The organism is Streptomyces sp. NBC_00012 (genome assembly GCF_045040875.1).
GTDB lineage: Bacteria > Actinomycetota > Actinomycetes > Streptomycetales > Streptomycetaceae > Streptomyces.
This window is the reverse complement of sequence record NZ_CP108309.1, coordinates 3,065,132-3,088,967: the sequence shown is the minus strand read 5'-3', so window position 1 is coordinate 3,088,967 and position 23,836 is coordinate 3,065,132. Positions and strand designations below refer to the sequence as shown.

The window sequence follows — 23,836 nt, the reverse complement described above, 5'->3', positions numbered from 1 at the left end:
AATCCCAGACTGCCGTACCGCGCGTGGCGGTTACCCGGCCATTGTGTCCTGCATCGCCTCGGACCCGGAGGAGCCCTCCCGGTCAGTGTGCCCAGCCGCTCCGCAGGAACAGCCGAGGTGCGCCCCCAACCGCTCGGCCCGCCAGTCCAACAGCGGCAGTGCGGTCTCCCATCGGGTCCCCGTACTCGCGGGCAGTTCTCCGTCCAGAAAGGACAGCGCATGGGCGGCCGCCAGCCCCGCGACCGCTGTCGCCAGCCCCAGGTCACAGGCCTGAACGGCGGTGCGCCGCCCGGACTGCCACTGGGACAGCATCCTGGTCCAGTCCGGATCCCGGTCCGCGCGGCCCAGCGCCAGACAGCCGGCGCAGGCCGTCCCCCCGGGCAGGACCAGGGGCCCGACGACCCCCGTCGCCTCCAGCACTCCGGCGTAGAGATGAGGAGTCCCGGACGCGATCCACGGCTCGGCCGCACGGAGGTCGGGGACGTACGCCGAGAAACCGTCACGAGGGGCCACCACGATCAGCGACAGCCCCGGCTCACCACCGGCCGGGGAACCCGCGGTCTCCGCGGCCCGGGGAGCCGGTCCCGCGGCGGATCTGCGCACCAACTGCCGGGCGGCGGTGTCCCTGCGCTCCCCGACGGACGCCGGCGGAAGTCCGCCGGGTGACACGTCGCCCGGCTCGGCGTGCCCGCCGTCCAGGACCTCTACCCGGCCCACCCCGGACCCGGACAGCACCGCCGCGATCGCGGCACCGACCCGCCCGGCACCCCGCACCTGGACCCGCATCCCCCGACGGGCCGCCAGCCGCCGCATCCCGCCGCCCGGTTCGGGGTGAACGACGGAGAGCGACGCCAGATCGGGGCGGTGCCGGTCCAGGGCGCCGGGCCGGTTCCGTAACGCGTCGGCCTCCGGGCCGGCGGCTCGGACATCGTCGATGAGTCCCGCGTTCGCCAATCGACGGACCAAGGTGTCCACTTGATGGTCCGACAGGTCCAGCGTGCGGGCTTCCTCGCGCAGCAGCGGCAGGCCGCGTGTGCCGTCGAGCAGTTCCAGAAAACTGCCCGTGGCGATATCCAGCGGGCCGAACTTCACCGCATGAGCGTGAGTCACGCCGAATTGCACGGTGCCCCGGCTGCGCCATGCGCGGCGCAGTGCGGGCTTCAACATCGGATGCACGGCTACCCCCGGTCTGTGTTCCTTGATCCCCGTGCGCGGGATGCTGCACGGGATCTTCGCGAGATCCGTTGTCAGAATGCAGGCAGGCGCCGAAGCGTGCAGAAAGTTATCCACAGGCATGGGGTATTAGTCGTTCAAATGGTGCACGCCGTGGAGCGGATCAAGTGTGAGTGGAGTGGATCAGGTGTGAACCGTCCCGGAGGCGGGACTTCCCGCACCGTCACCGGGTAACGTCGTGGCGTGCCCGCCGACCCGTCACCCGGAATCGCCGGGGAGACCCCCACGCGCAGCGCCGGAACCCAGCAGCGCAGCGCGGTGGACCGTCCGCCCCGCGCCTCGGCGACGAGCGCGGTCGAGGTCCGCAGGAGCAATCGCCGCAGCAGAACGGTCTCCGCGTACCGGGAGGGTGACCGCACCATCGTGCTCATCCCGGCCCGGATGTCGGAGGCCGAGGAGCAGCGCTGGGTGGGTGTGATGCTCGACAAGCTCGCGGCGCAGGAGAGCAGACGCGTCTTCGGCGACAGCGAACTCGCCGAGCGGGCCGAGCGGTTGTCCGCCCAGTATTTCGAGGGCCGGGCCAGGCCCGCTTCGGTGCGGTGGGTGACCAATCAGAACACCCGCTGGGGGTCCTGCACCCCGGCGGAGGGCAGCATCCGTCTGTCGCACCGCTTGCAGGGCATGCCCGAGTACGTCGTCGACTACGTACTGGTCCATGAGCTGGCCCACCTGCTCGTTCCCGGTCATGGTCCGCAGTTCTGGCGGCTGCTGGAGGCGTATCCCCGTACCGAGCGGGCACGCGGTTACCTGGAGGGCGTGGTGGCGGCCGGCCGGCTGCCCCAACTGCCCGCCGCGCGCGGTGAGTGACGTCCACCGATTCTGTACCGGGTGTGTACCGACTTAGCCCGATGCCGGACTTTGCGGTTAGCCTGGCGCGACGCATTCACATTCGGGATGGGGGACGGTCGTTACGCATGGCCAGGGAATTCCAACGCGGCCACAAGGCCAAGATCAGCGATCTCACGCCGGGGACGGATCTGTACGTAGGTGTGCAGATCGCCGGTCAGGGACTGACCTTTGACATCAGCTGCTTCGGCCTCGACGCCAATGAGCAGCTCTCCGACGACCGGTATTTCATCTTCTTCAATCAGCCTAAATCGCCCGAGGAGTCCATTCAGCTCCTCGGCGCCCAGGCCGGCGACACCGAGTCGTTCCGCGTCACCCTGGACCGCATTCCGGCGAACATCCACAAGCTGTCGTTCACCGCGACGGTCGACGGGGCCGGACAGATGTCCCAGATCGGCCCCGGATACATCCGGATCGTCGCAGGTGGCGAGGAAGTCGTCAGGTACGCCTTCAACGGTTCGGAGTTCACCACCGAGCGTGCGGTGATGCTGGGCGACTTCTACCTGAAGGACGTCTGGCGGTTCGCCGCGGTCGGCCAGGGCTTCGACGGTGGCCTCGAAGCGCTGCTGAAGAACTTCGGCGGCGAGGTCGCCGAGGAGGAGCCCGCCGCGCCTGAGCCGCAGGCGGCGGCACCGTCGTTCGCCCCGCCCGCCCAGGCTGCCGCACCGGCCCCCGCCCCGTCCTTCGGCGCTCTGCCCGCGCCCCAGGCGCCCCAGCCCGCCCCGTCCTTCGGCGCTCCGCCGGCCCCGGCGCCGGCCCCCACCCCGCAGCAGCAGTTGCACGCCGCGCCGACCATGGCGGCGCCGCTGGCGCCGCAGGGCGGCACGGTGCCGCCGCCGGCCCCGGCCCCCGCTCCGTACGGGCAGCCGCCCCAGCAGCCGCAGTTCGGACAGGTCCCCGGCCAGGTTCCCCCCGCTGCCCCGTACGGCCAGCAGCCCCCGGCCCCGTACGGGCAGCAGCCGCCCGGAATGCAGCCGCCCGGTATGCCCCAGGGTGTGCCGCAAGGTGTTCCGCAGGCCGGTGCCGGTCTCCAGGCGGCGCTCCAGCCGTACAAGGAGGCGCCCACCGGTCAGCGCTGGACCCCGCAGAACCAGCAGCTCATGCGGGTCGACCTCACCATGGGCGGTACGCCCGTGCTCGCCCGCCAGGGCAGCATGGTGATGTACCAGGGCAAGGTCGACTTCGGCTACAAGGGCGCCGGTTTCGCCGGCCGCATGGTCGGCAACGCCACCGGCCAGGAAATGCAGCTGATGCGCTGCACCGGCCGCGGACAGGTCTTCCTCGCCGAGGACGGCTCCCATCTGCACGCCATCGAACTCCAGGGCGACGGCATCTGCGTCTCGGCGGAGAGTGTCCTCGCCTTCGACGAGTCGCTGCAGCACGAGGTCCGCAGGATCGAGGGCCACGGCATCCCCGGCGGAGCCCTGTTCACCATGCAGTTCCAGGGCTCCGGCACGGTCATCGTCAAGACCCGTGGCGTCCCCGTCGTCCTGCCCGTCACGCCGACGACCTTCGCCGACTGCAACGCGGTCGTGGCCTGGTCGGCAGCGTCCCAGGTGATCATCTCCAGCCAGGTCCGGCTGCGCCGCAACGCGTACCCGGGACACAGCGGCGAGACCGTGAACCTCCAGTTCCGGGGCGCTCCCGGCAACTTCATCGTCGTCCAGCCCTACGAGGTCTGAGGGAGCCCGTCATGAACCAGCAACTCGCGGGCTACGCCCCGACCCCCGTCACGGCCCGTATGGAGAACCACGGCCGCACGATGCTCAAGGTCGCCATGGCCACCGGCCAGGACCTCTACGCACGTACCGGCTCGATGGTCGCGTACGAGGGCTTCATCCAGTACGAACCCAACCCGCCCGCCGTTCGTCAGATCGCCTCCCAGTGGATCACCGGCGAGGGCGCACCGATCATGAAGTGCGCCGGCGACGGACTGCTCTACCTCGCCGACTACGGCGCCGACGTGGTCGTCATCAACCTCAACAACGACTCCCTCTCGGTCAACGGCACCAACGTCCTCGCCTTCGACGGCCACCTCACCTGGGGCGTGGAGCGGGTCAAGGGCCTCGCCAAGTTCGCCGGCCAGGGCCTGTGGAACGTCTGCATCTCGGGCACCGGCTGGGTCGCGATCACCTCGCGCGGCACACCGATCGTCGTCGACTGCGGACGCGGCGAGGACGAGACCTTCGTCGACCCGGACGCCCTCGTGGCGTGGTCCCCGAACCTCAAGGTGAAGGGCAAGCGCAGCTTCAAGGCCTCCTCGCTCATCGGGCGGGGCAGTGGCGAGGCGTACCAGATGGCGTTCTCCGGCCAGGGCATCGTGGTCGTACAGCCGAGCGAGGACAGTACCGACCGCCTGCGGGTCCGGAACTGACGGGGGAGGAGAAGACACCATGCAGAGTCCGCTCTTCAGCTACACGGAACAGCAGTCCCAGGACCGGTACACCATCCAGAACCCGCAGCTCCTGCGGGTCTCGCTGACCGGCCACGACGACGTCCTCGCCCGCAAGGGCGCCATGGTCGCGTACCAGGGCCTGATGGAGTTCGACGGCGAGTACCAGTCGCACGGACAGCGACGTGCCCGCGCGAACACCGGTGAGGGCCTCGACCTGATGCGCTGCTCCGGGCAGGGCACCGTCTACCTCGCCAACCTCGCGCAGTACATCCACGTCGTGGATGTCGACCACGACGGCATCACGGTCGACAGCGCCTATGTCCTGGCGCTGGACTCCTCGCTGCACACCGAGGTCATCGCGGTGGACAGCCAGTACGGCATCTCGGGCACCGGGAAGTACCAGCTCAACATCTCCGGCAGCGGCAAGGTCGCGCTGATGACCTCGGGCCAGCCGCTGATGATGCAGGTCACGCCGGACAAGTACGTCAACGCCGACGCCGACGCGATCGTCGCCTGGTCCAGCTCGCTGCGGGTGCAGATGCAGGCCCAGACGCATTCCTCGGGCGTCTGGCGGCGGCGCGGGAACACCGGCGAGGGCTGGGAGCTCAGTTTCCTCGGCCAGGGCTTCGCCCTGGTGCAGCCGAGCGAGGTGCTGCCCCCGCAGAACCACGAGATCGGCCAGGGGGTCCGCGCCCAGTACGGCATGGGCCAGCAGGGTGCCCACGGCCAGAACCAGAACAACTCCTGGAACTGAGCCACCGCGCGCCGACACGCGCAACACGGGTGAGGGGCGGTCTCCGCGGAGACCGCCCCTCACCCGTGTCGCAGGCGGTTCCTACCGGCGCAGCTCCAGCTCGGCGCGGGTCCGCTCCAGCAGCCGTACGACCGATGTGTCGGCCACCGAGGCGACCTCGTCGTAGGGGAACCAGCGCAGGTCCAGCGACTCGTCGCTGATCTGCTCCGTCGCACCCGAGGGCGCCAGCGCCGCGTACTGCACGTCCAGGTGCCAGTGACAGGGGGCGGGGATCGAGTGGCGGTCCAGCGTCACCGGGCCGCCCGCAAGCAGGGTCAGGCCGGTGATGCCGGACTCCTCGGTCGCCTCCCGCAGCGCCGCGGCGGCGAGCGACGCGTCCTGCGGCTCGCAGTGACCGCCCATCTGGAGCCACATCCGCAGCTTGCGGTGGAGAGTGAGCAGGACCCGGCCGCGCTCCGGGTCGACGACCAGCGCGCTGGCCGTCAGATGGCCCGCTTCGCAGGCCTTCCACATGCCGCCGGGGTGCTGTGCCAGGTGGTCGAGATAGCCATGGCGCAGCTCGTCCTGGACCGGGTCCGGGTTCTCGTACCCCTTCAGTACGAGAACGGCGTCGTCGTGCAGGCTCACCGGTCGGTGTCGCCCTTGCCGTCGTCCTTGCGGCCCTCGGTCTCCCCGGTGCCGGGCGCGTCCTTGCCGTCCGTGTCCGCGGCGGGCTTCTGCGGGCCCTTCGCGGCCTCGCCGAGCATCTTGTCCAGCTCGGAGAAGTCCAGCTGCTCGTGGTGCACGAAGCCGTCCGGGTCGTCCAGGTCCTGGGCCGTGGGCAGCATGTCGGGGTGCTCCCACAGGGCGTCGCGCCCGTCGAGACCGCGCGCGTCGGTGAGCGACGCCCACAGGCGCGAGGCGTCACGCAGCCGCCGCGGGCGCAGCTGCAGACCGATGAGCGTGGCGAACGTCTGCTCGGCGGGGCCGCCGGAGGCGCGGCGCCTGCGCATCGTCTCGCGCAGTGCGTCCGCCGAGGTCAGACGGGACTTCGCGGCCTCGTGGACCACCGCGTCCACCCAGCCCTCGACGAGCGCGAGAGCCGTCTCCAGGCGGGCCAGGGCGGCCTTCTGCTCCGGGGTGTCCTCCGGCTGGAACATGCCCTGCTGAAGGGCGTCCTGGAGCTGCTCGGGCTGCGACGGGTCGAACTGGCCGACCACGTCCTCCAGCTTGCTGGTGTCGACCTTGATGCCGCGCGCGTACCCCTCGACGGCACCGAAGAGATGCGAGCGCAGCCAGGGGACGTGGGCGAAGAGTCGCTGGTGCGCGGCCTCGCGCAGGGCGAGATACAGCCGCACCTCGTCCTGCGGCACGCTGAGGTCCTTGCCGAACCGCTCCACGTTCAGCGGCAGCAGCGCGGCCTTGCCCGCCGGGCCCAGCGGCAGGCCGATGTCGGTCGAACCGACCACCTCGCCCGCCAGCACCCCGACGGCCTGCCCGATCTGCTGGCCGAACATGGCGCCGCCCATCGACCGCATCATGCCGATCAGCGGGCCGGCCATCGCCTGCATCTCCTCGGGCAGCACATCGCCCATGGCGAGACCGACGCGCTCCGCCACCGGGTCGACCAGCTTCTGCCAGGCCGGAAGGGACGCCTCGACCCACTCCGCACGGCTCCACGCCACGGTCGAGACCGAACCGGAGGGCAGTGACGTCACGCCGTCCAGCCAGAGGTCGGCCAGGCGCAGTGCCTCGTCGACCGCGGATCGCTCGGACGGGCCGACGCTGGCGTCCTTCGTGCCGTCCGGCGTGCCCTGCGAGACCGTCTGGCGGGCGATCTGCTTGGCCATGTCCCAGTTCACGGGACCGCCCTCGTAGCTCAGCATCTGGCCGAGCTGCTGGAAGGCGGCGCCCAGGTCGTTGGGGTTCATCGAGCCGAACATCGCCGCGAACGGGTTGTCCCCGCCCGCGCCGGGCCCGAAGCCGAACGGGTTCGCCGGCCCGCCCGAGCCCTGCCCACCTCCGGTGGGGTCCTTCTTCTTGCCCTCGTCGCCGTGCTCCGGCTCCTCCGGCGGAAGGCCGAATCCGAATGGGGTGTCACTCACGGGTTTCCTCGGCTCGTAGGGCCGCCGGCTCGAACCGACGGCGACTGCCCGACATCACCATCCAGCGTAGACACCAAAACTCCGCTCAGGGCCTCAGTGCTCCGCCGGCTCCCGGCCTGCGGCAGGATGGACGCCACCTGGTACGCACGCGTCATTCGGGTACGTACTGAAGACAACCGCTGGAGACGCCCGGTGAGTTCCCCAGATCCTCAGGTTCGCGCAGCGCGAAACCTGCCCGCCCCCTCGACCGAGAACAAACCAGAAAAGAGCCGCTCGAAGAACCGTGGTCCCGTCGTCGCGGTCACCGGAGCGGCGGGGGGCGTGGGCGAGCTGCTCACCGCACGCCTCGCGGCCTCCGAGGAGATCAAGCAGGTCATCGCCATCGATGAACGCCGCGGCGAGGTCTCCGAGGCGACCTGGCACATCCTCGACGTACGCGACCCCGCCATCGCGGAGAAGCTGCGCGGCGCAGATGTCGTGGTGCACCTCGCACTCGATCTCGACCTGGAGACCGACCCCGCCGCCCGCACCGCCTACAACGTGCGCGGCACCCAGACCGTGCTGACGGCCGCCGCGGCCGTCGGCGTGCACCGGGTCGTGCTCTGCACATCGGCCATGGTCTACGGGGCGCTGCCCGACAACGACGTCCCGCTCGCCGAGGACGCCGAGCTGCGCGCCACGGCCGAGGCCACCGGCGTCGGCGACCTCCTGGAGATCGAACGGCTCGGCCGCCGCGCGCCGCGTGCCCACCCCGGACTCAACGTGACCGTGGTCCGGCCCACCGTCCTGGTCGGCGGTACGGACACCGCGCTGACCCGCTACTTCGAGTCGCCGCGCCTCCTGGTCGTCGCCGGATCGCGTCCGGCCTGGCAGTTCTGCCATGTCGACGACCTGGTCACGGCCCTGGAGTACGCCGCGCTGGAGAAGATCGACGGCGAGTTCGCGGTCGGCTGCGACGGCTGGCTGGAGCAGGAGGAGGTCGAGGAGCTCAGCGGCGTCCGCCGGATGGAGCTGCCCTCCGCCGTGGCTCTGGGCGCCGCCGCCCGGTTGCACCGGATCGGCCTCACCCCGTCCCCTGCGGGCGATCTGGCGTACACGATGCACCCCTGGGTGGTCAGCGTGAGCCGGCTGCACGACGTGGGATGGCGCCCCGCCTGGACCAATGAGGAGGTGCTTGCCGCCCTCCTCGAAGAGGTCGAGGGCAGGCACACCGTCGCCGGACGACGGCTCGGCCGCAAGGACGCCACCGCGGCGGGCGCCGCCGGTGCGACCGTGGCACTGCTCGGCACCGCTGCTCTGGTCCGCCGCGCCCGCAAGGCCCGCCGCCGCATCTGAGGACCGTCCGGCGGGAGGCCGTCCGAGCGGGAGCTTCTGTAGAAGGCTCCAAGGTCAGGGGCGGTCCGCCGGTGGAAAACGCAATTCCGCCTTGTCGGCGCCGTACGGCACCATGGGCCCCATGGCTCCCACCTACGACCACCCCGGCGAGCAGGCGGCGGACGACCCCGTGCGGCTGCTGGAGATTCGCGACACCCCGCTCTCGGTCGACGAGGTCTTCCGGGCCGTCGGGGACGACGCCGCGGGCGGCACGGCGCTCTTCGTCGGCACGGTGCGCAACCACGACGGCGGTCAGGACGTCGGCGCGCTCGGGTACTCCTGTCACCCCTCGGCGCAGGACGAGATGCGCCGAGTGGCCGAGAAGGTCGTCGCGGACTTCCCGGTCCGGGCGCTGGCCGCGGTCCACCGGGTGGGTGACCTCCAGGTGGGCGATCTCGCGGTGATCGTCGCCGTCTCCTGCCCGCACCGTGCCGAGGCGTTCGAGGCGTGCCGGAAGCTCATCGACGACCTCAAGCACGAGGTCCCGATCTGGAAGCACCAGCGCTTCTCGGACGGCACCGAGGAATGGGTCGGCGCCTGCTGAGCGCAAGCCGGCAAGGCGGCCGTCCGGCCCGATTTGCGTAACCCCACCCCTGCCGTGAGCGTTGGTTCTCCAGACGGTTAATCTGCTGATCGGTCAGTTGCGGTCGCTCATAGGGTAGGGAGGTCGTAATGGCAGCACTTGCCTGGTTGCTGATTCCGCTTTTCGCTGCGCTCGGCGCTGCGATATGGGGAAGCTGGGCCGCCCGTAATCGAACGACCGGCGATGTCTCCGAACTCGCCGGCTATGCCAGGTTCCGTGAGGCGATGGAAAAGCCGCACTCCGGTTCCGACGTCGCCTGACAACTCGTCGCGCGTACGCAGTTGCCAATCCGCATCGCGGCTCCGACTGCCGACGCCCTCCGGCGCAGCCCGCGCCCGGTTCCCAGCCCCGTACGGACCGGCCCCGGCAGTGCACTGACAGACCCTTCCCGTACTGTCGTTCCATGCCACGCCGCACCGCGACGATGCTCGCCTCCACCCTGATCCTCATCGCGCTGCTCTGCGCAGGCGTGCTGATCAAAGTGCCGTATTCGGAGATGTCTCCCGGGCCGACCGTGAACACCCTCGGTGAGGTCGGTGGCGAACCCGTCCTGCAGATTTCCGGGCACAAGACGTACCCGACGTCCGGCAACCTCAATATGACGACGGTCAGAGTCACCGGTGCCGACTACAACATGAATCTCGTCGAGTCCGTCTACGGCTGGCTGGCCCACGACAGCATGGTCGTACCGCACGACACGCTCTACCCCGACGGCAAGACCGAGCAGCAGTCGACGCAGGAGAACGCCGAGGAGTTCAGCCAGTCCCAGGAGAGCGCCAAGGTCGCCGCGCTGACCGAGCTGAAGATCCCGGTGTCGTCGCGCGTCGTGGTCTCCACGGTCGTCAAGGGCAGCCCCGCCCAGGGCAAGCTGCACGCGGGCGACGTGATCAAGCAGGTCGACGGCGCGCCCGTCGAGCAGCCCGAGGACGTCGCGAAGCTCGTCACCCGCCGCGACCCCGGCCAGAAGGTCACCTTCACGATCATCCCGGCCCGGACAGCGGCGGCGGCCGAGAAGGCCGGCAAGGAGCCCGAGGGCAGCCGGAAGATCGTCATCACCACCGCGAAGGCGCCCAAGGAGGACCGCGCGATCGTCGGCATCCAGGCCGGGACGGACCACACGTTCCCGTTCCGGATCGACATCAAGCTCGCCGATGTCGGCGGCCCGAGCGCCGGTCTGATGTTCTCGCTGGGCATCATCGACAAGCTGACCCCCGGCAAGCTCACGGGCGGCAGGTTCATCGCGGGCACCGGCACGATCGACGACAAGGGCAAGGTCGGTCCGATCGGCGGCATCAACATGAAGCTGGTCGGCGCGCGCAACGCGGGCGCCAGGTACTTCCTGACACCGGACGAGAACTGCAAGGCCGCCGCCTCCGACACCCCGAGCGGACTCACGCTGGTGCGGGTGAAGACGATCGACGACGCGACGAAGTCGCTGGAGAAGATCAAGGCGGGGGACACGGCCGGGCTGCCGAGCTGCTCGGCAGGCTGACCGCGCCCCCTGCGGGGGAGGCGCGACCAGGGCCTCTCGTCCGGATCATGCCGGGCTCCGGCCTGATCCGGACAAAAGGCCCTGGGTCAGGCCTCGAAGGTCGCGGCCAGCGCGTCGGCCAGCCCGGGCACCAGACCGGCGCCGGTCCGTACCTCGCTCGGGGTGTCCTTCGCGCGCAGCCGTACGGCCGACTCACGCGTACCGTCCCGCAGGACCGCCACGGTCATCCGTACCTCCTGCCGCTCCGGGTGCTTGGCGACCCACTTGGTCAGCTGTGCGTCGCTCAGCCCCTCGGGCACGGAGGCCTCGGCGGACGGCGGCAGCATCAGCCGCTCCACCGTCATCGCGCATCCGATCACCGCGTCGGGCCAGGCGATCGTGGCGAGGAACTCGTCCAGGGCGGTGCCCGGCGGCAGCTCGTCCTGCTCGATGGGGGTCAGTGCGGAAGTCGGGGATTCGGCGCTGCCCAGGCCGAGCTGGGCGGCGAGAGAAGGCTCCTGGACCCGCAGCTTGGCGGTGTCGACCAGGGCGAAGAGGCGGGCCGGCTGGTCCCAGCCGAGGCCGGAGATGTAGTCGTCGATTTCGAGCACGGCGACGGTGAGCGGGCTGGCGGCCATCGGAGGGCCTGAGGGAGAAACGTTGGGCATGGTCAATATCCTGCCTCCTTCCGCCCCGGGAACGGGAACTAGGTAAAGCCTCAGTAAGTTGCATAGGTGGGCTCTACGATCGCTGGGCCCGCTCCACACGACCCGCGAACTTCGAGGTGCGCACGTTGGCTTTCCAGATGCCGGACCGCGGCGGAGGCCCGACCGGGCCACGGATCAGAGTCGGCCGCCCGTCCCGGCGTGCCCGTACCCTGCTCATGACACTGGGCGTCCTGGCGGTTCTCGCCATGGCGTTCGTCATGTTCGCCGGGTTCTGGACTGACTGGCTGTGGTACCGGTCGGTCGCGTATTCATCCGTCTTCACCACCACTCTGTGGACCAAGATCGGGCTGTTCCTCGTCTTCGGACTGCTGATGGCTTTCGCCGTCGGCCTGAACATCTGGCTCGCGCACCGGCTCCGGCCGCCGCTGAGCGCGATGTCGCTGGAACAGCAGAGCCTGGACCGCTACCGGATGAGCCTCGCCCCGCACAAGAAGTGGGTGCTGCTCGCGATCACCGCGCTCGTCGGTCTGATCGCCGGGGCATCCGCCTCCGGCCAGTGGCGTACCTGGCTGATGTATGTGAACGGCGTGGCGTTCGGGCAGAAGGACCCCCAGTTCCATCTGGACGTGTCCTTCTACGCCTTCGACCTGCCCTGGTACCGCTTCCTGCTGGGCTTCGGCTTCGCGGCCACGGTGCTCTCGCTGATCGCCGCCGCGATGACCCACTACCTGTACGGCGGGCTGCGCGTCACCAGCCCCGGAGCGCGGGCGACCGGCGCTGCCACCGGCCATCTGTCGGTGCTGCTCGGCGTCTTCGTCTCGCTGAAGGCCGTGGCGTACTGGCTCGACCGGTACGGCCTGGCCGTGAAGTCCAGCGACTTCAAGGCCACGGACAACTGGACGGGTCTGCGGTACGTCGACGCCAACGCCTATCTGCCGGCGAAGACCATCCTGTTCTGCATCGCCGCGATCTGCGCCGTGCTGTTCTTCGCGACGCTCTGGCGCCGCACCTGGCAGCTCCCGATGATCGGCTTCGGCCTTATGGTGCTCTCGGCGATCCTGATCGGCGGGCTGTACCCGGCGATCGTGCAGAAGTTCCAGGTCCAGCCGAACGAGCAGGCCAAGGAAGCCCCGTTCATCCGGAAGAACATCGAAGCGACGCGTGACGCGTACGACATCGATGACGCGCAGGTCGACGACTACTCGGGCAAGAGCACGACGGACGACGACGCCAAGCTGCGCGCCGGCGCGAACGACGCCGCCAGCTACCGGGTGATGGACCCCAATGTCGTCTCGCCGGCCTTCCAGCAGCTCCAGCAGAAGAGGAACTACTACCAGTTCCCCAAGACGCTGGACGTCGACCGCTACAAGGACGCCGCCGGCAAGGACCAGGACACGGTCATCGGTCTGCGCGAGCTCAACCTCGACGGCATCCCCAAGCGCAACTGGATCAACGACCACTTCACCTACACCCACGGCTACGGTGCCATCGCGGCCCGGGGCACGACGACCGGCAAGAACCCGAAGGGTTCCCCGGACTTCACCGAGTCCGGTCTGCCGACGAGCGGTGAGTTCCCCAAGTACGAGCAGCGGATCTACTACGGCGAGAAGACCGAGCAGTACTCCATCGTCGGCGGGCCCCAGAAGGAGCTCGACTACGAGGAGGACGGCGAGAAGACCACCAGCTACCAGGGCAACAGCGGGGTCAGTCTCTCCAACGCGTTCAACCGCGCCGCGTACGCCGTCTCGTTCAGCGAGCCGCAGATCCTCTACTCGGGAGCCATCGGCGAGGGCTCGCGGATTCTCTACAACCGCACGCCCAAGGAGCGCGTCGAGGCGGTCGCCCCGTGGCTGACCATCGACGGCGACGCCTACCCGGCCGTGGTGAACGGCCGTATCCAGTGGGTCGTCGACGCGTACACCACCACCAACGGCTACCCGTACGCCTCCCGTACGACGCTCGGCGACACCACGGCCGACTCGCTGACCACCAACCAGCGTGCGGTCGTCGCCCAGCAGAACCAGGTCAACTACATCCGCAACTCGGTGAAGGCCACCGTCGACGCCTACGACGGCAAGGTCAAGCTCTATGAGTGGGACACCGAGGACCCGGTCCTCAAGACCTGGCGCAAGGCGTTCCCGGGGACGGTGGAGCCCAGGGCCGACATTCCGAAGGACCTCATGGACCACCTGCGGTATCCGCAGGATCTGTTCAAGGTGCAGCGCGAGCTGCTCACCCGCTACCACGTCACGAACCCCGCGCAGTTCTACAGCGGCAGTGACGCGTGGCAGGTCCCGGACGACCCGACCAACAAGGAGTCCGGTGCCGTCCCGCCGTACTACCTGAGCATAAAGATGCCGGACCAGACGGCTCAGAAGTTCTCGCTGACGACGACCTTCACCCCGAAGGGGCGGCCCGACCTCGGGGCGTTCATGGCGGTGGACGCCGATGCGGCCAGCAAGGACTACGGCACGATAAGGCTGCTGAGAGTCACCACCACGGTGAAGGGTCCCGGACAGGTACAGAGTGAGCTCAACGGCAACGACGACGTGGCCGAGTTCGTGAGAAACCTGAAGGGAACCGACTCCGACATCGAGTACGGCAACCTGCTGACCGTGCCGCTGGAGGGGGGCTTCCTCTACATCGAGCCGGTGTACACGCGCGGCGGCACGCAGAACTATCCCCTGCTGCGCAAGGTCGCCGCCTCGTACGGGTCGAAGACCGTCTTCGAGAACAGCCTCGGGGAGGCGCTCAACGCGGTCTTCGGGGTGACGGACTCCGGCACCACTCCGCCGGACACCACCAGGCCTCCGGGCACCACGGAGCCGCCGGCCACCGGTGACGCGGCGCTGAAGAAGGCGATCGCGGATGCGCAGAAGGCCTACTCGGAGGGCGAGGCGGCCCTGAAGGAGCAGGACTGGACCGCGTACGGCAAGGCCCAGGCGGATCTGCAGGACGCGCTCCAGCGTGCGGCGGCCGCCCAGCCCAAGTCGGGCAGCGCGAACAACGCGAGCGGTGCGAACGGCTCGAACAGCGCGAGCGGTGCGAATAGTGCGGACAAAGCGGATGGCGCGGACAAGAAAGACAAACCATCCAGTGCTGACAGTGGTGGCTGAGTAACCCGGTAAAGGCTCACCCCCGCGTCGTGGTACGGTTGCAACACAACGACGCGGGGTGGAGCAGCTCGGTAGCTCGCTGGGCTCATAACCCAGAGGTCGCAGGTTCAAATCCTGTCCCCGCTACTGAAAGACGAAGGCCCGGATCCTTTCGAGGATCCGGGCCTTCGTCATGTCACGGCGACTTTCTTGTGCAAGGTGCGTGAAGTGCGGTTCGCGGGGCACGAGTTGGCTCCGGACGTGTTTGACTTATCTCTCTGTGGGCATGTCGACAAAACGCTGAAGTGACCTAACTGGCCGCGCTATACCAGGTGTACGCGGGTGGCAGGCGGTGCGACGATGGTATTTATGGGGGACAGGGCAACTCTGTTGGAGACAGGGCGGTTTGTGCAGCGTCGCGGTCATCGGTCGGGGAACGCGGCGAATGTGGCTTTTGGCATTGCCGCCGCGGAGGGCAACGAGACCACTGGCACATCTGAGACACCCGAGACACCTGAGATCATCAAGGCGACCGAGACTGCCGAGACTGCGGGGTGTGCCGCGACCGTCGAGAGCACGGAGTTCACAGAGAACACGGGAAGCGCCGGGGCCGGCGGGGGCATCGAGGGCGTCGGGGCCACGGGGACTCACGGCAGCGCCGAGAGCCCGGAGAGCGCCGAGAGCGAGGCGCGTCACCGTCGCGCCGCCGACGCCGGGGACACCGCGTCGATGAGCGTTCTCGGCGCCCTTCTGCTGCGCCGCGGCGACCTGGATGCCGCCGAACCTTATCTGCGTGGGGCCACCGCGGACGGCGACCGGGCCGCGGCCAACAACCTCGGCGTACTGCTCCACCAGCGCGGATACACCGACGACGCGGCCGGCTGGTGGCGCATCGCAGCCGTCGCGGGGTCCGCCGCCGCCGCGCACGCGCTGGGCCGCCACTACCGCGAGCGCGGCGACGAGCCCGGCGCCGAGTACTGGCTCCGGCAGTCCGCCGAGCAGGGCCACGCGCTGGGCGCGTACGCCCTGGCCGACCTGCTGGAACACCGCAGTGACGTCGGCGCGGAGCGCTGGCTGCGCGCCGCCGCCGAGCAGGGGCACCGGGAGGCCGCGTACCGCCTCGCGCGCATGCTGGACCGCAACGCCGCCGACGACCCGCACGACGCCTTCGGCCGTCCGGGGCTGGGCCCCGGCGCGGGCGACCGCCCCGATGCGACCGCCCGGCCCGTGGCACGCAGGGACGACGGCCCGGTGGCGGGTCCGGCGACCGGGCGGGTGGGCGAGGCCGAGCAGTGGTACCGGCAGGCCGCCGCGCGCGGCCACGGGCGTGCCGCCCTGCACCTCGGCGCCATCCTCGAACAGCGCGGTGAGCCCAGGGAGGCCGGCCGCTGGTACCTCATCTCCGCGAAGGCGGGCGAGGCTCGCGCCGCCTGCGCGCTCGGCTTCCTGCTGCGTGACGCGGGCGACGAGGAGAGCGCCGCCGTGTGGTGGCTGCGCGCGGCCCAGGACGGCGACGGGAACGCCGCCAACGCCCTGGGGGCCCTGCACGCGGCCCGTGGCGAACAGCAGACCGCCGAGCGCTGGTACCGCGCCGCGATGGACGCGGGCGACGTCAACGGCGCGTACAACCTCGGTCTGCTCTGCGCGGCCCAGGACCGTACGCCGCAGGCCGAGCAGTGGTATCGCCGCGCCGCGTACGCGGGCCACCGCGAGGCCGCCAACGCGCTGGCCGTGCTCCTGCTCCAGGCGGGCGACGCGACCGGCGCCGAGCCCTGGTTCTCCAAGGCGGCCGAGGCGGGCAGCGTCGACGCGGCGTTCAACCTCGGCATCCTGTACGCCGGGCGCGACGAGGACCGTGCGGCACTGGTCTGGTACGAGCGTGCCGCGGCGGCCGGCCACACCGAGGCCGCCCTCCAGGTCGGCATGGCCCTGCTGCACCGGGGCGAGGAGCGGGAGGCGGAGCGCCACCTGCGCTGTGCGGCCGGCGGTGGCAGCGCGGAGGCCGCCTTCCGGCTGGCCGGGGTGCTGGACTCGCGGCAGCCGCCGCCCGGCCCTCCCGCGCTCGGGGAGCCGATGCCGGAGAAGACCGAGTGCGAGGAGTGGTACGAGCGGGCCGCCGAACAGGGGCACCGCCGTGCCCAGGTACGGGTCGGGATGCTCGCGGCCGCCCGGGGCGACGTGGACAGCGCCGCCCGCTGGTACCGCGCGGCCGCCGAGTCCGGCAGCCGCAACGGTGCCTTCAACCTCGGCCTGCTGCTCGCCCGCGAGGGCAGCGAGCGCGAGGCGGCGCTGTGGTGGAGCCGCGCCGCGAACGACGGGCACGGGCGGGCCGCCCTGCGCCTCGCCCTGCTGGCCGCCCGGCGCGGCGAGCTCACCGAGGGGCAGCGCTGGTGCGCCCGGGCGGTCGAGCTGGGCCCGGCGGAGGTCGCCGAACGGGCGGCCCGGCTGCGGGAGGCGCTCCATCAGGAGCTGACCGCGTAGGGCAGAAGCCGGCCGGGGCGTCGTGCGAGCGAGGCCCCGGTGGCCGTCCCGGCGGGGGCGCCGCAATCGATTTGCACTGGTCGACAGCGGTGACGTACAGTTCTAAACACAACGACGCGGGGTGGAGCAGCTCGGTAGCTCGCTGGGCTCATAACCCAGAGGTCGCAGGTTCAAATCCTGTCCCCGCTACTGAAGACAGAAGGCCGGATCCTTTCAGAGGATCCGGCCTTCTGTGCATGCGCGGTGCGTGAGTCAGAGTTTGTGGCCCACCGCCTCCGAGTACATCGCCCGGTCGACGGCCTTCGGCTCCGGCACCGAGTCGCCCTTCGAGACGCCCGAATCGGCGTACGCCTGCTGGAGCCGGTCCGTCGTGCCCTTCCGTATCTCCCAGTCCATCCGCATCGACGGGGTCGACCGGAGTGTGGCCTCGTCGGTCTTCATCAGCTTCGCCAGTTCGGTGACGAACGCGGGATCGGACTTGTAGTCCGCGGCGAAGTAGGTGTTCACCGTCCGGATGTAGGCGCGGAGGAAGGCGACACCCGCGTCCGGGTCCTTGTTCAGCAGCGTCGGGCCGAAGAGCAGGCCGCCGAGCGGTTCACCGACGGGCTGGCCGCCCAGGAAGGCGTACCTCTTGTCGCCGTCCACCTTGCGCCAGATCGGGTCGAGCAGCCAGGCCGAGTCCACGCCGCCGTTCTGCAGCGCGGTCAGCACGTCCGCGGAGCCGAGCTGCTGGAAGCTGATCCTGTCGAGGCCGCCGCCGTGCTTCTTCAGGGAGGTGTCCATCGGGTACGCGATGACCGAACCCTTGCCGATCATGGTGCCCAGCTTCCGGCCCGCCATCTCGACGTGACCGGCGCTCTCGCCGTCCTTGAGGCGCACCCACAGGCCGCTCTTGGAGGTGGGGTCGGGGGAGAAGTTCCCCGCGACCCACTTGATGTCGAAGCCCCCGTTGATGCCGTTCATCACGGCCGCCTCGGGAGCCGCCCACTGGGCGTCCACATCGCCCTTGGCGAGCAGCGGCAGCGCGTCCGGGGTGGGCAGCACCTTCAGTTCGACATCCAGTCCCTCCTTGGCGAACTCGCCCTTCGCCACCGCGACCTGGAGCGGAGCCACGTACTCCGCGCTCAGGGTGCCGGTGGCGACGGTGATCTTCCGCCGTTTCGCCAGGGGCTGGGCCGCCGGGGCGCCCTTGTCGCAGCGGGCCGCTTTCCGGTCGGGGGCGAGTTCGGCCGGGTCGGTCCAGCTGCCGGCGCCACAGCCCGCGACGGGGCGGACGGTGCGGGGCGCGGCGGCGCTGTCGCCGCCGGACTCCTGCCCGGCGCAGCCCGCCGCGCCGAGCAGGGACGCCGTGACGAGCACGGCGGTGCGGATGAATGGGGTGTGGGTACGCACAGTGCCTCCGTACGAAGAGCGTGGGGAGCCGTCAGAGCGTGGGGAGCCGTTCAGGACCGGCCGCGGCCGCGGTCGCGCGGGGCCCACGGCGTGAGCAGCCGTCCGGCGATCCGCACCACTTCGGAGAAGACGACACCGAGGATCGCCACACACACGATGCCGACGAACATCACGTCGTTCTGGAAGAGCGCCCGGGAGTCGAAGATCAGGTGGCCGAGACCGTCGGCCGCGGCGATCTGTTCGGAGGCGACGATGACGAGCACCGCCACCCCCGCCGCGATCCGCGCCCCGACCAGGACCGCGGGCAGCGAGGCGGGAAGCAGTACATGGCGGAACATCTGCCAGGGCGAGGCGCCGAAGACCTGACCGGCGTCACGGTGGCCGACCGGGACGGCGAGCACGGCCGCCATGGTGGAGATCCAGACGAAGAAGAAGACGGTCGCGGCGACCAGGGCGATCTGCGGTCCCTCGCCGAGGCCGAACATATTGAGGAAGACCGGCAGCAGGGCCAGTTTCGGCACGACGTACAGGGCGTCGAGCAACGGCTCAAGCGCCGCCCGTACGAGGGAGAGCGAGCCCATCAGCAGGCCGAGCGCGTACCCCGCGACGGTGCCGATCGCATAGCCGCCCAGGACCCGCTTGAGCGTGGCCCATACATCCGGCCACAGTTCACCGGCGCCCGCCCGGTCCAGGCCGTCCGCCAGGATGGTGGAAGGGGCGGGGTAGACCCGGGCGTCGATCCAGGACTGTGCGGCGGCCAGTTGCCAGAGCAGCACGAGGAGCAGCGGTACGGCGACGGCGAGCGCGATCTCCAGGGTGCGGCGCCTTCGATGGGTGCGTACGGGATGCAGCTCCTGCGGGCCCGGCCTGCGGATCAGGACGCCGTCGTCGGGCTTCGTGGCGTTCACGGTGATGGTCATGCCGGGACCGCCTCCCGGTGCACCTCGCCGCGCAGAAGTTCCCACAACTCGCTCTTCAGCGCGGTGAACTCGGGGGCCGACCGGACTTCGCCGGTGCGCGGCCGGCCGAACGGCGGGCGGCGCTCGGCGATGATCCGCCCCGGTCTGGCGGACATCACCAGCACCCGGTCCCCGAGCACGATCGCCTCTTCGAGGCTGTGCGTGATGAAGAGGGTGGTGGTGCGGGTGGTCTGGGTGAGGTCGAGCAGCTCGTCCTGGAGGATGGTGCGCAGCTGGGCGTCGAGCGCCGCGAACGGCTCGTCCATCAGCAGGATCTCGGGTTCGACGGCGAGAGCGCGGGCGATCGCGACCCGTTGCCGCATCCCGCCGGAGAGGGTGGCCGGATACGCCCCCGCGAAGTCGGAGAGCCCCATCCGGGTCAGCCAGTCGCGCGCCCTGGCGTCGGCCTCCTTGCAAGGTACGCGCTGGATGTCGAGACCGAACCGGACGTTGGCGAGCACGGTCTTCCAGTCGTAGATGCCGTAGTCCTGGAAGATCATCGCCGCCGGACGGGGTGAGGCCGTACGGATGGACAGCTCGCCGGAGCTGGGGCGGAGCAGTCCGGCGGCGATCCGGAGCAGCGTGGACTTGCCGCAGCCGGACGGGCCGACGATGCAGGTGAATTCGCCGGGCGAGGCGGAGAGATCGAGTGGGCCGAGGGCGGGCAGGGCCTTGACGCCGCGCCCGAACGAGCGGGTGAGCGCGGTGGCGCGGAGTTTTGGACTGGTGGCTGCGGTTGCGGGTGGGGTCGGGTGCGGATCTCCCACGGGTCTCTCCTCGCGCGTATCGAGGTGCGGTCCGCCGCGGGGCGGACGTGATCGCCGCAGACGATATGACTACCCGTCAGATTCGGGAAGGGGGTGCGCACGTGCCGGTGGCGGGGAGGTGCGTCGTCCTGTGCGTGGGATCACGCGAAAGGCCCTGGTGCGAATGATGCTCGCACCAGGGCCTTCGTCGTGAAGAGCGGATCGGCTCAGCCCGTCGCCGCGCAGTTGGGGCAGATGCCCCGGTAGGTGACCTCGACGCCGGAGACCGTGAAGCCGAAGCGTTCGTCGCTCGGCAGGTCCGCCATCGGGTCGCCGGCCGGGTGCACGTCGCGGATCGTGCCGCAGTTCGCGCAGACGAGGTGGTGATGGGGGCGGTGGGCGTTCGGGTCGTACCGCTTGGCGCGGCGGTCCGTGGAGACCTCGATGACCTCGCCGAGCGACACCATCTCGCCCAGCGTGTTGTAGACGGTGGCGCGGGAGATCTCGGGCAGCTTGGCCACGGCCCGCGCGTGGACCTCGTCGGCCGTCAGGTGGACATGGTCCCCGTCGAGGACCTCGGCCACCACGCGCCGCTGTGCAGTCATGCGCCAGCCGCGTCCGCGAAGTCGTTCCAACAGGTCACTCATGGAAACAAGCCTAACAGTGAAGGGACCAGGTCCCGAACGAGTGTGACTTTGGATGCTCGCTTGACTTGGACTAAGTCCATTGTAGGATCGGCAACGGCATACGCCAAGGGACAGGCTGTGCAGTTCGATACGAATGTGCAGGAACGACGCAGGAGGCGCACGTGACGCAGGGACCGCTCACCACGGAGGCCGGCGCGCCGGTCGCCGACAACCAGAACAGCCAGACCGCGGGCGTCGGCGGTCCGGTCCTGGTGCAGGATCAGTCGCTGCTGGAGAAGCTCGCGCACTTCAACCGCGAGCGCATTCCGGAGCGCATCGTGCACGCCCGCGGCGCCGGCGCGTACGGCACGTTCACGCTGACCCGGGACGTCTCGCGGTGGACGCGGGCCAAGTTCCTCTCCGAGGTCGGCAAGCAGACCGAGACCTTCCTGCGCTTCTCGACCGTGGCCGGCAACCTCGGCTCGGCCGACGCGGTGCGCGACCCCCGCGGTTTCGCGCTGAAGTTCTACACCGAAGAGGGCAACTACGACCTCGTCGGCAACAACACCCCGGTGTTCTTCATCAAGGACGCCATCAAGTTCCCGGACTTCATCCACACCCAGAAGCGCGACCCGTACACCGGCTCGCAGGAGGCGGACAACGTCTGGGACTTCTGGGGTCTGTCGCCCGAGTCCACCCACCAGGTGACCTGGCTCTTCGGTGACCGGGGCATCCCGGCCACGCTGCGCCACATGAACGGGTACGGCTCGCACACGTACCAGTGGAACAACGAGGCCGGCGAGGTCTTCTGGGTCAAGTACCACTTCAAGACCGACCAGGGCATCAAGAACCTCACCCAGGCCGAGGCCAACAAGCTCGCCGGTGAGGACCCGGACAGCCACCAGCGCGACCTGCGCGAGGCGATCGAGCGCGGCGAATTCCCGTCCTGGACGGTGCAGGTCCAGATCATGCCGGCGGCCGAGGCGGCCACGTACCGCTTCAACCCGTTCGACCTCACCAAGGTGTGGCCGCACGAGGACTACCCGCCGATCGAGATCGGGAGGCTGGAGCTCAACCGGAACCCGGAGAACATCTTCGCGGAGACCGAGCAGTCGATCTTCAGCCCCGCGCACTTCGTGCCGGGCATCGGTCCGTCCCCCGACAAGATGCTCCAGGGCCGTCTCTTCGCGTACGGCGACGCCCACCGCTACCGCGTCGGCATCAACGCCGACCACCTGCCGGTGAATCGCCCGCACGCCACCGAGGCGCGTACCAACAGCCGGGACGGCTACCTGTACGACGGCCGCCACAAGGGTGCGAAGAACTACGAGCCGAACAGCTTCGGCGGTCCGGCCCAGACCGACCGGCCGCTGTGGGAGCCCACCACCGTCTCCGGCGAGGTCGCCACGCACGCGGCCCCGAGTCACGCCGAGGACAACGACTTCGTGCAGGCCGGAAACCTCTACCGGCTCTACTCCGAGGACGAGAAGGTTCGGCTGATCGAGAACCTCGCGGGGTTCATCGCCAAGGTCTCGCGCGACGACATCGCCGAGCGCGCGATCAACAACTTCCGCCAGGCGGACGGCGACTTCGGCAAGCGTCTGGAGGCCGCGGTCCAGGCCCTTCGCGGCTGATCCGGGCGGCTGTCGTCGGCGGTGGGCCGGTCTCCTCCGAGGGGGAGACCGGCCCACCGGTCGTTCCCGGGGGCTCAGCCGATGAGTTCCGCGTGGTGGCGGCGCCTGACGGGCGCCCAGCAGCGCAGGATGTCGCGGACGGAGACGATGCCCACGGGGCCGTGGCCGTCCAGCACGATCAGGTGGCGGAACCCGCCGTGTGTCATGGCCTCCGCGGCCTCTTCCAGGGTCCAGGTGGGCGAGGCGAAGACCACGTCGGTGGTGGTGTGGGTGGCGGCGGTCTCGACGTCCGGATCCTGGCCGGAGCCGACCGCGTTGAGGATGTCGCGTTCGGTGAGGATGCCGAGCCCGCTGTCGTCCTGGTCGAGGACGACAGCGGCTCCGACATGGCGGACCGCCATCAGCCGGGCGGCTTGGCGGAGCGTATGGGCGGGCCCGATGGTGAGGACCAGCGTGCTCATGGCGTCACGGACGAGCATGAAGAGGGCCACCTCCTTGGCGAACGGCCATGTGAGCCGATTCACAAATTCACAAGCGGGGGGACTCTCAGAGTTGCACCGATACGTGGACGGAACAAGGGGGGGCGAAGCTCACCCGGGGGCGCGCGACAGTGCGCGACGCCCCCCCGGGGACACGGTCCGGCGGAGGATCCGGGTCAGTAGCGCTGGTTCAGGTAGCCGAGCAGTTCGTGGTGGAGCAGGCCGTTCGAGGCCGCGGCATTGCCGCCGCCCGGACCGGAGACCCCGTCCAGGCTGGTGAACTTCCCGCCCGCCTCCTGGACGATGATCACGTTGGCGGCCATGTCCCAGAGCGAGAGCTCCGGCTCCGCGCAGATGTCCACCGAACCTTCGGCGACCATCATGTACGGCCAGAAGTCCCCGTACCCGCGAGTGCGCCAGCAGGCCCGGGTCAGGTCCAGGAATCCGTCGAGGCGGCCCTGCTCCTCCCAGCCGCTCAGCGAGGCGTACGCGAACGAGGAGTCCGCGATCCGCTCCACCTTCGACACCTGGAGCCGGGTCGCGGAGGTCAGGCTGCGACCGGTGTACGCCCCGGCCCCCTTGGCCGCCCACCAACGCCGGTTCAGCGCGGGGGCCGACACCACGCCGACCACCGGCTGGAACCCGTCCTCGCCGGCCTCCATGAGCGAGATCAGCGTCGCCCAGACGGGCACGCCGCGCACATAGTTCTTGGTGCCGTCGATCGGGTCGATGACCCAGCGCCGCGGCCCGGTGCCCTCGATCCCGAATTCCTCGCCCAGAATCGCGTCGCGCGGGCGGGCCCGATGCAGGTGGCCGCGGATCAGTTCCTCGGCGGCCTTGTCGGCCTCGCTCACCGGCGTCATGTCCGGCTTGGTCTCGACCTTGAGGTCGAGGGCCTTGAACCGGTCCATCGTCGCCGCGTCGGCGGCGTCAGCCAGTACATGGGCAAGGCGCAGATCATCGTGGTAATCGGGCATGCCGTCACAGTATCGACCGAAGGTGAACGGAGCCATACG

General features: G+C 70.0%; 21 protein-coding genes and 2 tRNA genes. 13 read left to right on the top strand and 10 right to left on the bottom strand.

The window, feature by feature from the left end; translation table 11 throughout:
- Nucleotides 1-30: 30 nt before the first annotated feature.
- On the bottom strand, nucleotides 31-1,176 hold the full coding sequence (locus OHA19_RS14050) for a ThiF family adenylyltransferase (protein ID WP_405716469.1): 1,146 nt from the start codon (nucleotides 1,174-1,176) through the stop codon (nucleotides 31-33).
- 240 nt (nucleotides 1,177-1,416) lie between these two features.
- Here OHA19_RS14050 and OHA19_RS14045 point away from each other — a divergent pair, with 240 nt between their 5' ends.
- From OHA19_RS14045 to OHA19_RS14030, 4 genes are all read left to right on the top strand, one after another.
- Nucleotides 1,417-2,040, top strand: a complete 624-nt coding sequence (locus tag OHA19_RS14045; RefSeq protein WP_405716470.1) for a M48 family metallopeptidase — start codon at nucleotides 1,417-1,419, stop codon at nucleotides 2,038-2,040.
- A 107-nt stretch (nucleotides 2,041-2,147) separates the two neighbouring features.
- Nucleotides 2,148-3,761: a TerD family protein gene (locus OHA19_RS14040; protein ID WP_405750382.1), complete on the top strand. Its 1,614-nt coding sequence runs from the start codon at nucleotides 2,148-2,150 to the stop codon at nucleotides 3,759-3,761.
- A gap of 11 nt (nucleotides 3,762-3,772) precedes the next feature.
- Nucleotides 3,773-4,453, top strand: coding sequence for an AIM24 family protein (locus OHA19_RS14035; RefSeq protein WP_405716472.1), 681 nt, complete (start codon nucleotides 3,773-3,775; stop codon nucleotides 4,451-4,453).
- 19 nt (nucleotides 4,454-4,472) lie between these two features.
- A complete protein-coding gene (locus OHA19_RS14030; RefSeq protein WP_405716473.1) occupies nucleotides 4,473-5,228 on the top strand; it encodes an AIM24 family protein in 756 nt (251 codons plus the stop codon).
- 81 nt (nucleotides 5,229-5,309) lie between these two features.
- Here OHA19_RS14030 and OHA19_RS14025 read toward each other — a convergent pair whose 3' ends face one another.
- Nucleotides 5,310-5,855, bottom strand: coding sequence for an NUDIX hydrolase (locus OHA19_RS14025; protein ID WP_405716474.1), 546 nt, complete (start codon nucleotides 5,853-5,855; stop codon nucleotides 5,310-5,312).
- On the bottom strand, nucleotides 5,852-7,312 hold the full coding sequence (locus OHA19_RS14020; RefSeq protein ID WP_405716475.1) for a zinc-dependent metalloprotease: 1,461 nt from the start codon (nucleotides 7,310-7,312) through the stop codon (nucleotides 5,852-5,854). Before OHA19_RS14020 ends, OHA19_RS14025 begins: the two co-directional genes overlap by 4 nt.
- Before the next feature lie 192 nt (nucleotides 7,313-7,504).
- Here OHA19_RS14020 and OHA19_RS14015 point away from each other — a divergent pair, with 192 nt between their 5' ends.
- From OHA19_RS14015 to OHA19_RS14000, 4 genes are all read left to right on the top strand, one after another.
- Nucleotides 7,505-8,647: an SDR family oxidoreductase gene (locus tag OHA19_RS14015; protein ID WP_405716476.1), complete on the top strand. Its 1,143-nt coding sequence runs from the start codon at nucleotides 7,505-7,507 to the stop codon at nucleotides 8,645-8,647.
- Nucleotides 8,648-8,768: 121 nt separating this feature from the next.
- Nucleotides 8,769-9,230, top strand: a complete 462-nt coding sequence (locus OHA19_RS14010; RefSeq protein ID WP_405716477.1) for a molybdenum cofactor biosynthesis protein MoaE — start codon at nucleotides 8,769-8,771, stop codon at nucleotides 9,228-9,230.
- 128 nt (nucleotides 9,231-9,358) lie between these two features.
- On the top strand, nucleotides 9,359-9,529 hold the full coding sequence (locus OHA19_RS14005; RefSeq protein ID WP_266729825.1) for a hypothetical protein: 171 nt from the start codon (nucleotides 9,359-9,361) through the stop codon (nucleotides 9,527-9,529).
- A gap of 143 nt (nucleotides 9,530-9,672) precedes the next feature.
- A complete protein-coding gene (locus OHA19_RS14000) occupies nucleotides 9,673-10,761 on the top strand; it encodes a PDZ domain-containing protein (protein ID WP_405750379.1) in 1,089 nt (362 codons plus the stop codon).
- An 86-nt stretch (nucleotides 10,762-10,847) separates the two neighbouring features.
- Here OHA19_RS14000 and OHA19_RS13995 read toward each other — a convergent pair whose 3' ends face one another.
- The gene (locus tag OHA19_RS13995; RefSeq protein ID WP_405716479.1) at nucleotides 10,848-11,408 is read right to left on the bottom strand and encodes a PPA1309 family protein; all 561 of its coding nucleotides are present in this window, start codon (nucleotides 11,406-11,408) and stop codon (nucleotides 10,848-10,850) included.
- A 137-nt stretch (nucleotides 11,409-11,545) separates the two neighbouring features.
- On the opposite strand from OHA19_RS13995, the gene OHA19_RS13990 reads away from it, so the two are divergent.
- From OHA19_RS13990 to OHA19_RS13975, 4 genes are all read left to right on the top strand, one after another.
- A complete protein-coding gene (locus tag OHA19_RS13990; protein WP_405721844.1) occupies nucleotides 11,546-14,524 on the top strand; it encodes a UPF0182 family protein in 2,979 nt (992 codons plus the stop codon).
- A gap of 52 nt (nucleotides 14,525-14,576) precedes the next feature.
- Nucleotides 14,577-14,650: transfer RNA gene (locus OHA19_RS13985), tRNA-Met, on the top strand.
- 213 nt (nucleotides 14,651-14,863) lie between these two features.
- Nucleotides 14,864-16,984, top strand: a complete 2,121-nt coding sequence (locus OHA19_RS13980; protein WP_405716480.1) for a tetratricopeptide repeat protein — start codon at nucleotides 14,864-14,866, stop codon at nucleotides 16,982-16,984.
- Between the two features lie 115 nt (nucleotides 16,985-17,099).
- A tRNA-Met gene (locus OHA19_RS13975) sits at nucleotides 17,100-17,173 on the top strand.
- 63 nt (nucleotides 17,174-17,236) lie between these two features.
- On the opposite strand, the gene OHA19_RS13970 is transcribed toward OHA19_RS13975, so the two are convergent.
- The 4 genes from OHA19_RS13970 to OHA19_RS13955 all read right to left on the bottom strand — a co-directional run bounded on the left by OHA19_RS13970 (nucleotide 17,237) and on the right by OHA19_RS13955 (nucleotide 20,728).
- On the bottom strand, nucleotides 17,237-18,376 hold the full coding sequence (locus tag OHA19_RS13970; RefSeq protein ID WP_405716481.1) for an ABC transporter substrate-binding protein: 1,140 nt from the start codon (nucleotides 18,374-18,376) through the stop codon (nucleotides 17,237-17,239).
- 50 nt (nucleotides 18,377-18,426) lie between these two features.
- Nucleotides 18,427-19,296 carry an ABC transporter permease gene (locus tag OHA19_RS13965; RefSeq protein ID WP_405716482.1) on the bottom strand — a complete coding sequence of 290 codons (870 nt, stop codon included), beginning with the start codon at nucleotides 19,294-19,296 and terminating at the stop codon, nucleotides 18,427-18,429.
- Nucleotides 19,293-20,102, bottom strand: a complete 810-nt coding sequence (locus OHA19_RS13960) for an ABC transporter ATP-binding protein (RefSeq protein ID WP_405750375.1) — start codon at nucleotides 20,100-20,102, stop codon at nucleotides 19,293-19,295. The genes OHA19_RS13965 and OHA19_RS13960 overlap by 4 nt, the downstream gene beginning before the upstream one ends.
- A gap of 206 nt (nucleotides 20,103-20,308) precedes the next feature.
- The gene (locus OHA19_RS13955; RefSeq protein WP_376631223.1) at nucleotides 20,309-20,728 is read right to left on the bottom strand and encodes a Fur family transcriptional regulator; all 420 of its coding nucleotides are present in this window, start codon (nucleotides 20,726-20,728) and stop codon (nucleotides 20,309-20,311) included.
- A gap of 161 nt (nucleotides 20,729-20,889) precedes the next feature.
- On the opposite strand from OHA19_RS13955, the gene OHA19_RS13950 reads away from it, so the two are divergent.
- Nucleotides 20,890-22,341 carry a catalase gene (locus OHA19_RS13950; protein ID WP_405716484.1) on the top strand — a complete coding sequence of 484 codons (1,452 nt, stop codon included), beginning with the start codon at nucleotides 20,890-20,892 and terminating at the stop codon, nucleotides 22,339-22,341.
- Between the two features lie 74 nt (nucleotides 22,342-22,415).
- On the opposite strand, the gene OHA19_RS13945 is transcribed toward OHA19_RS13950, so the two are convergent.
- Nucleotides 22,416-22,820 (bottom strand): cyclic nucleotide-binding/CBS domain-containing protein, encoded by a 405-nt coding sequence (locus tag OHA19_RS13945; protein WP_405721847.1) that lies wholly within the window; start codon nucleotides 22,818-22,820, stop codon nucleotides 22,416-22,418.
- Nucleotides 22,821-22,996: 176 nt separating this feature from the next.
- Nucleotides 22,997-23,797, bottom strand: coding sequence for a histidinol-phosphatase (hisN, locus tag OHA19_RS13940; protein ID WP_405716485.1), 801 nt, complete (start codon nucleotides 23,795-23,797; stop codon nucleotides 22,997-22,999).
- Between the last annotated feature and the right edge of the window lie 39 nt (nucleotides 23,798-23,836).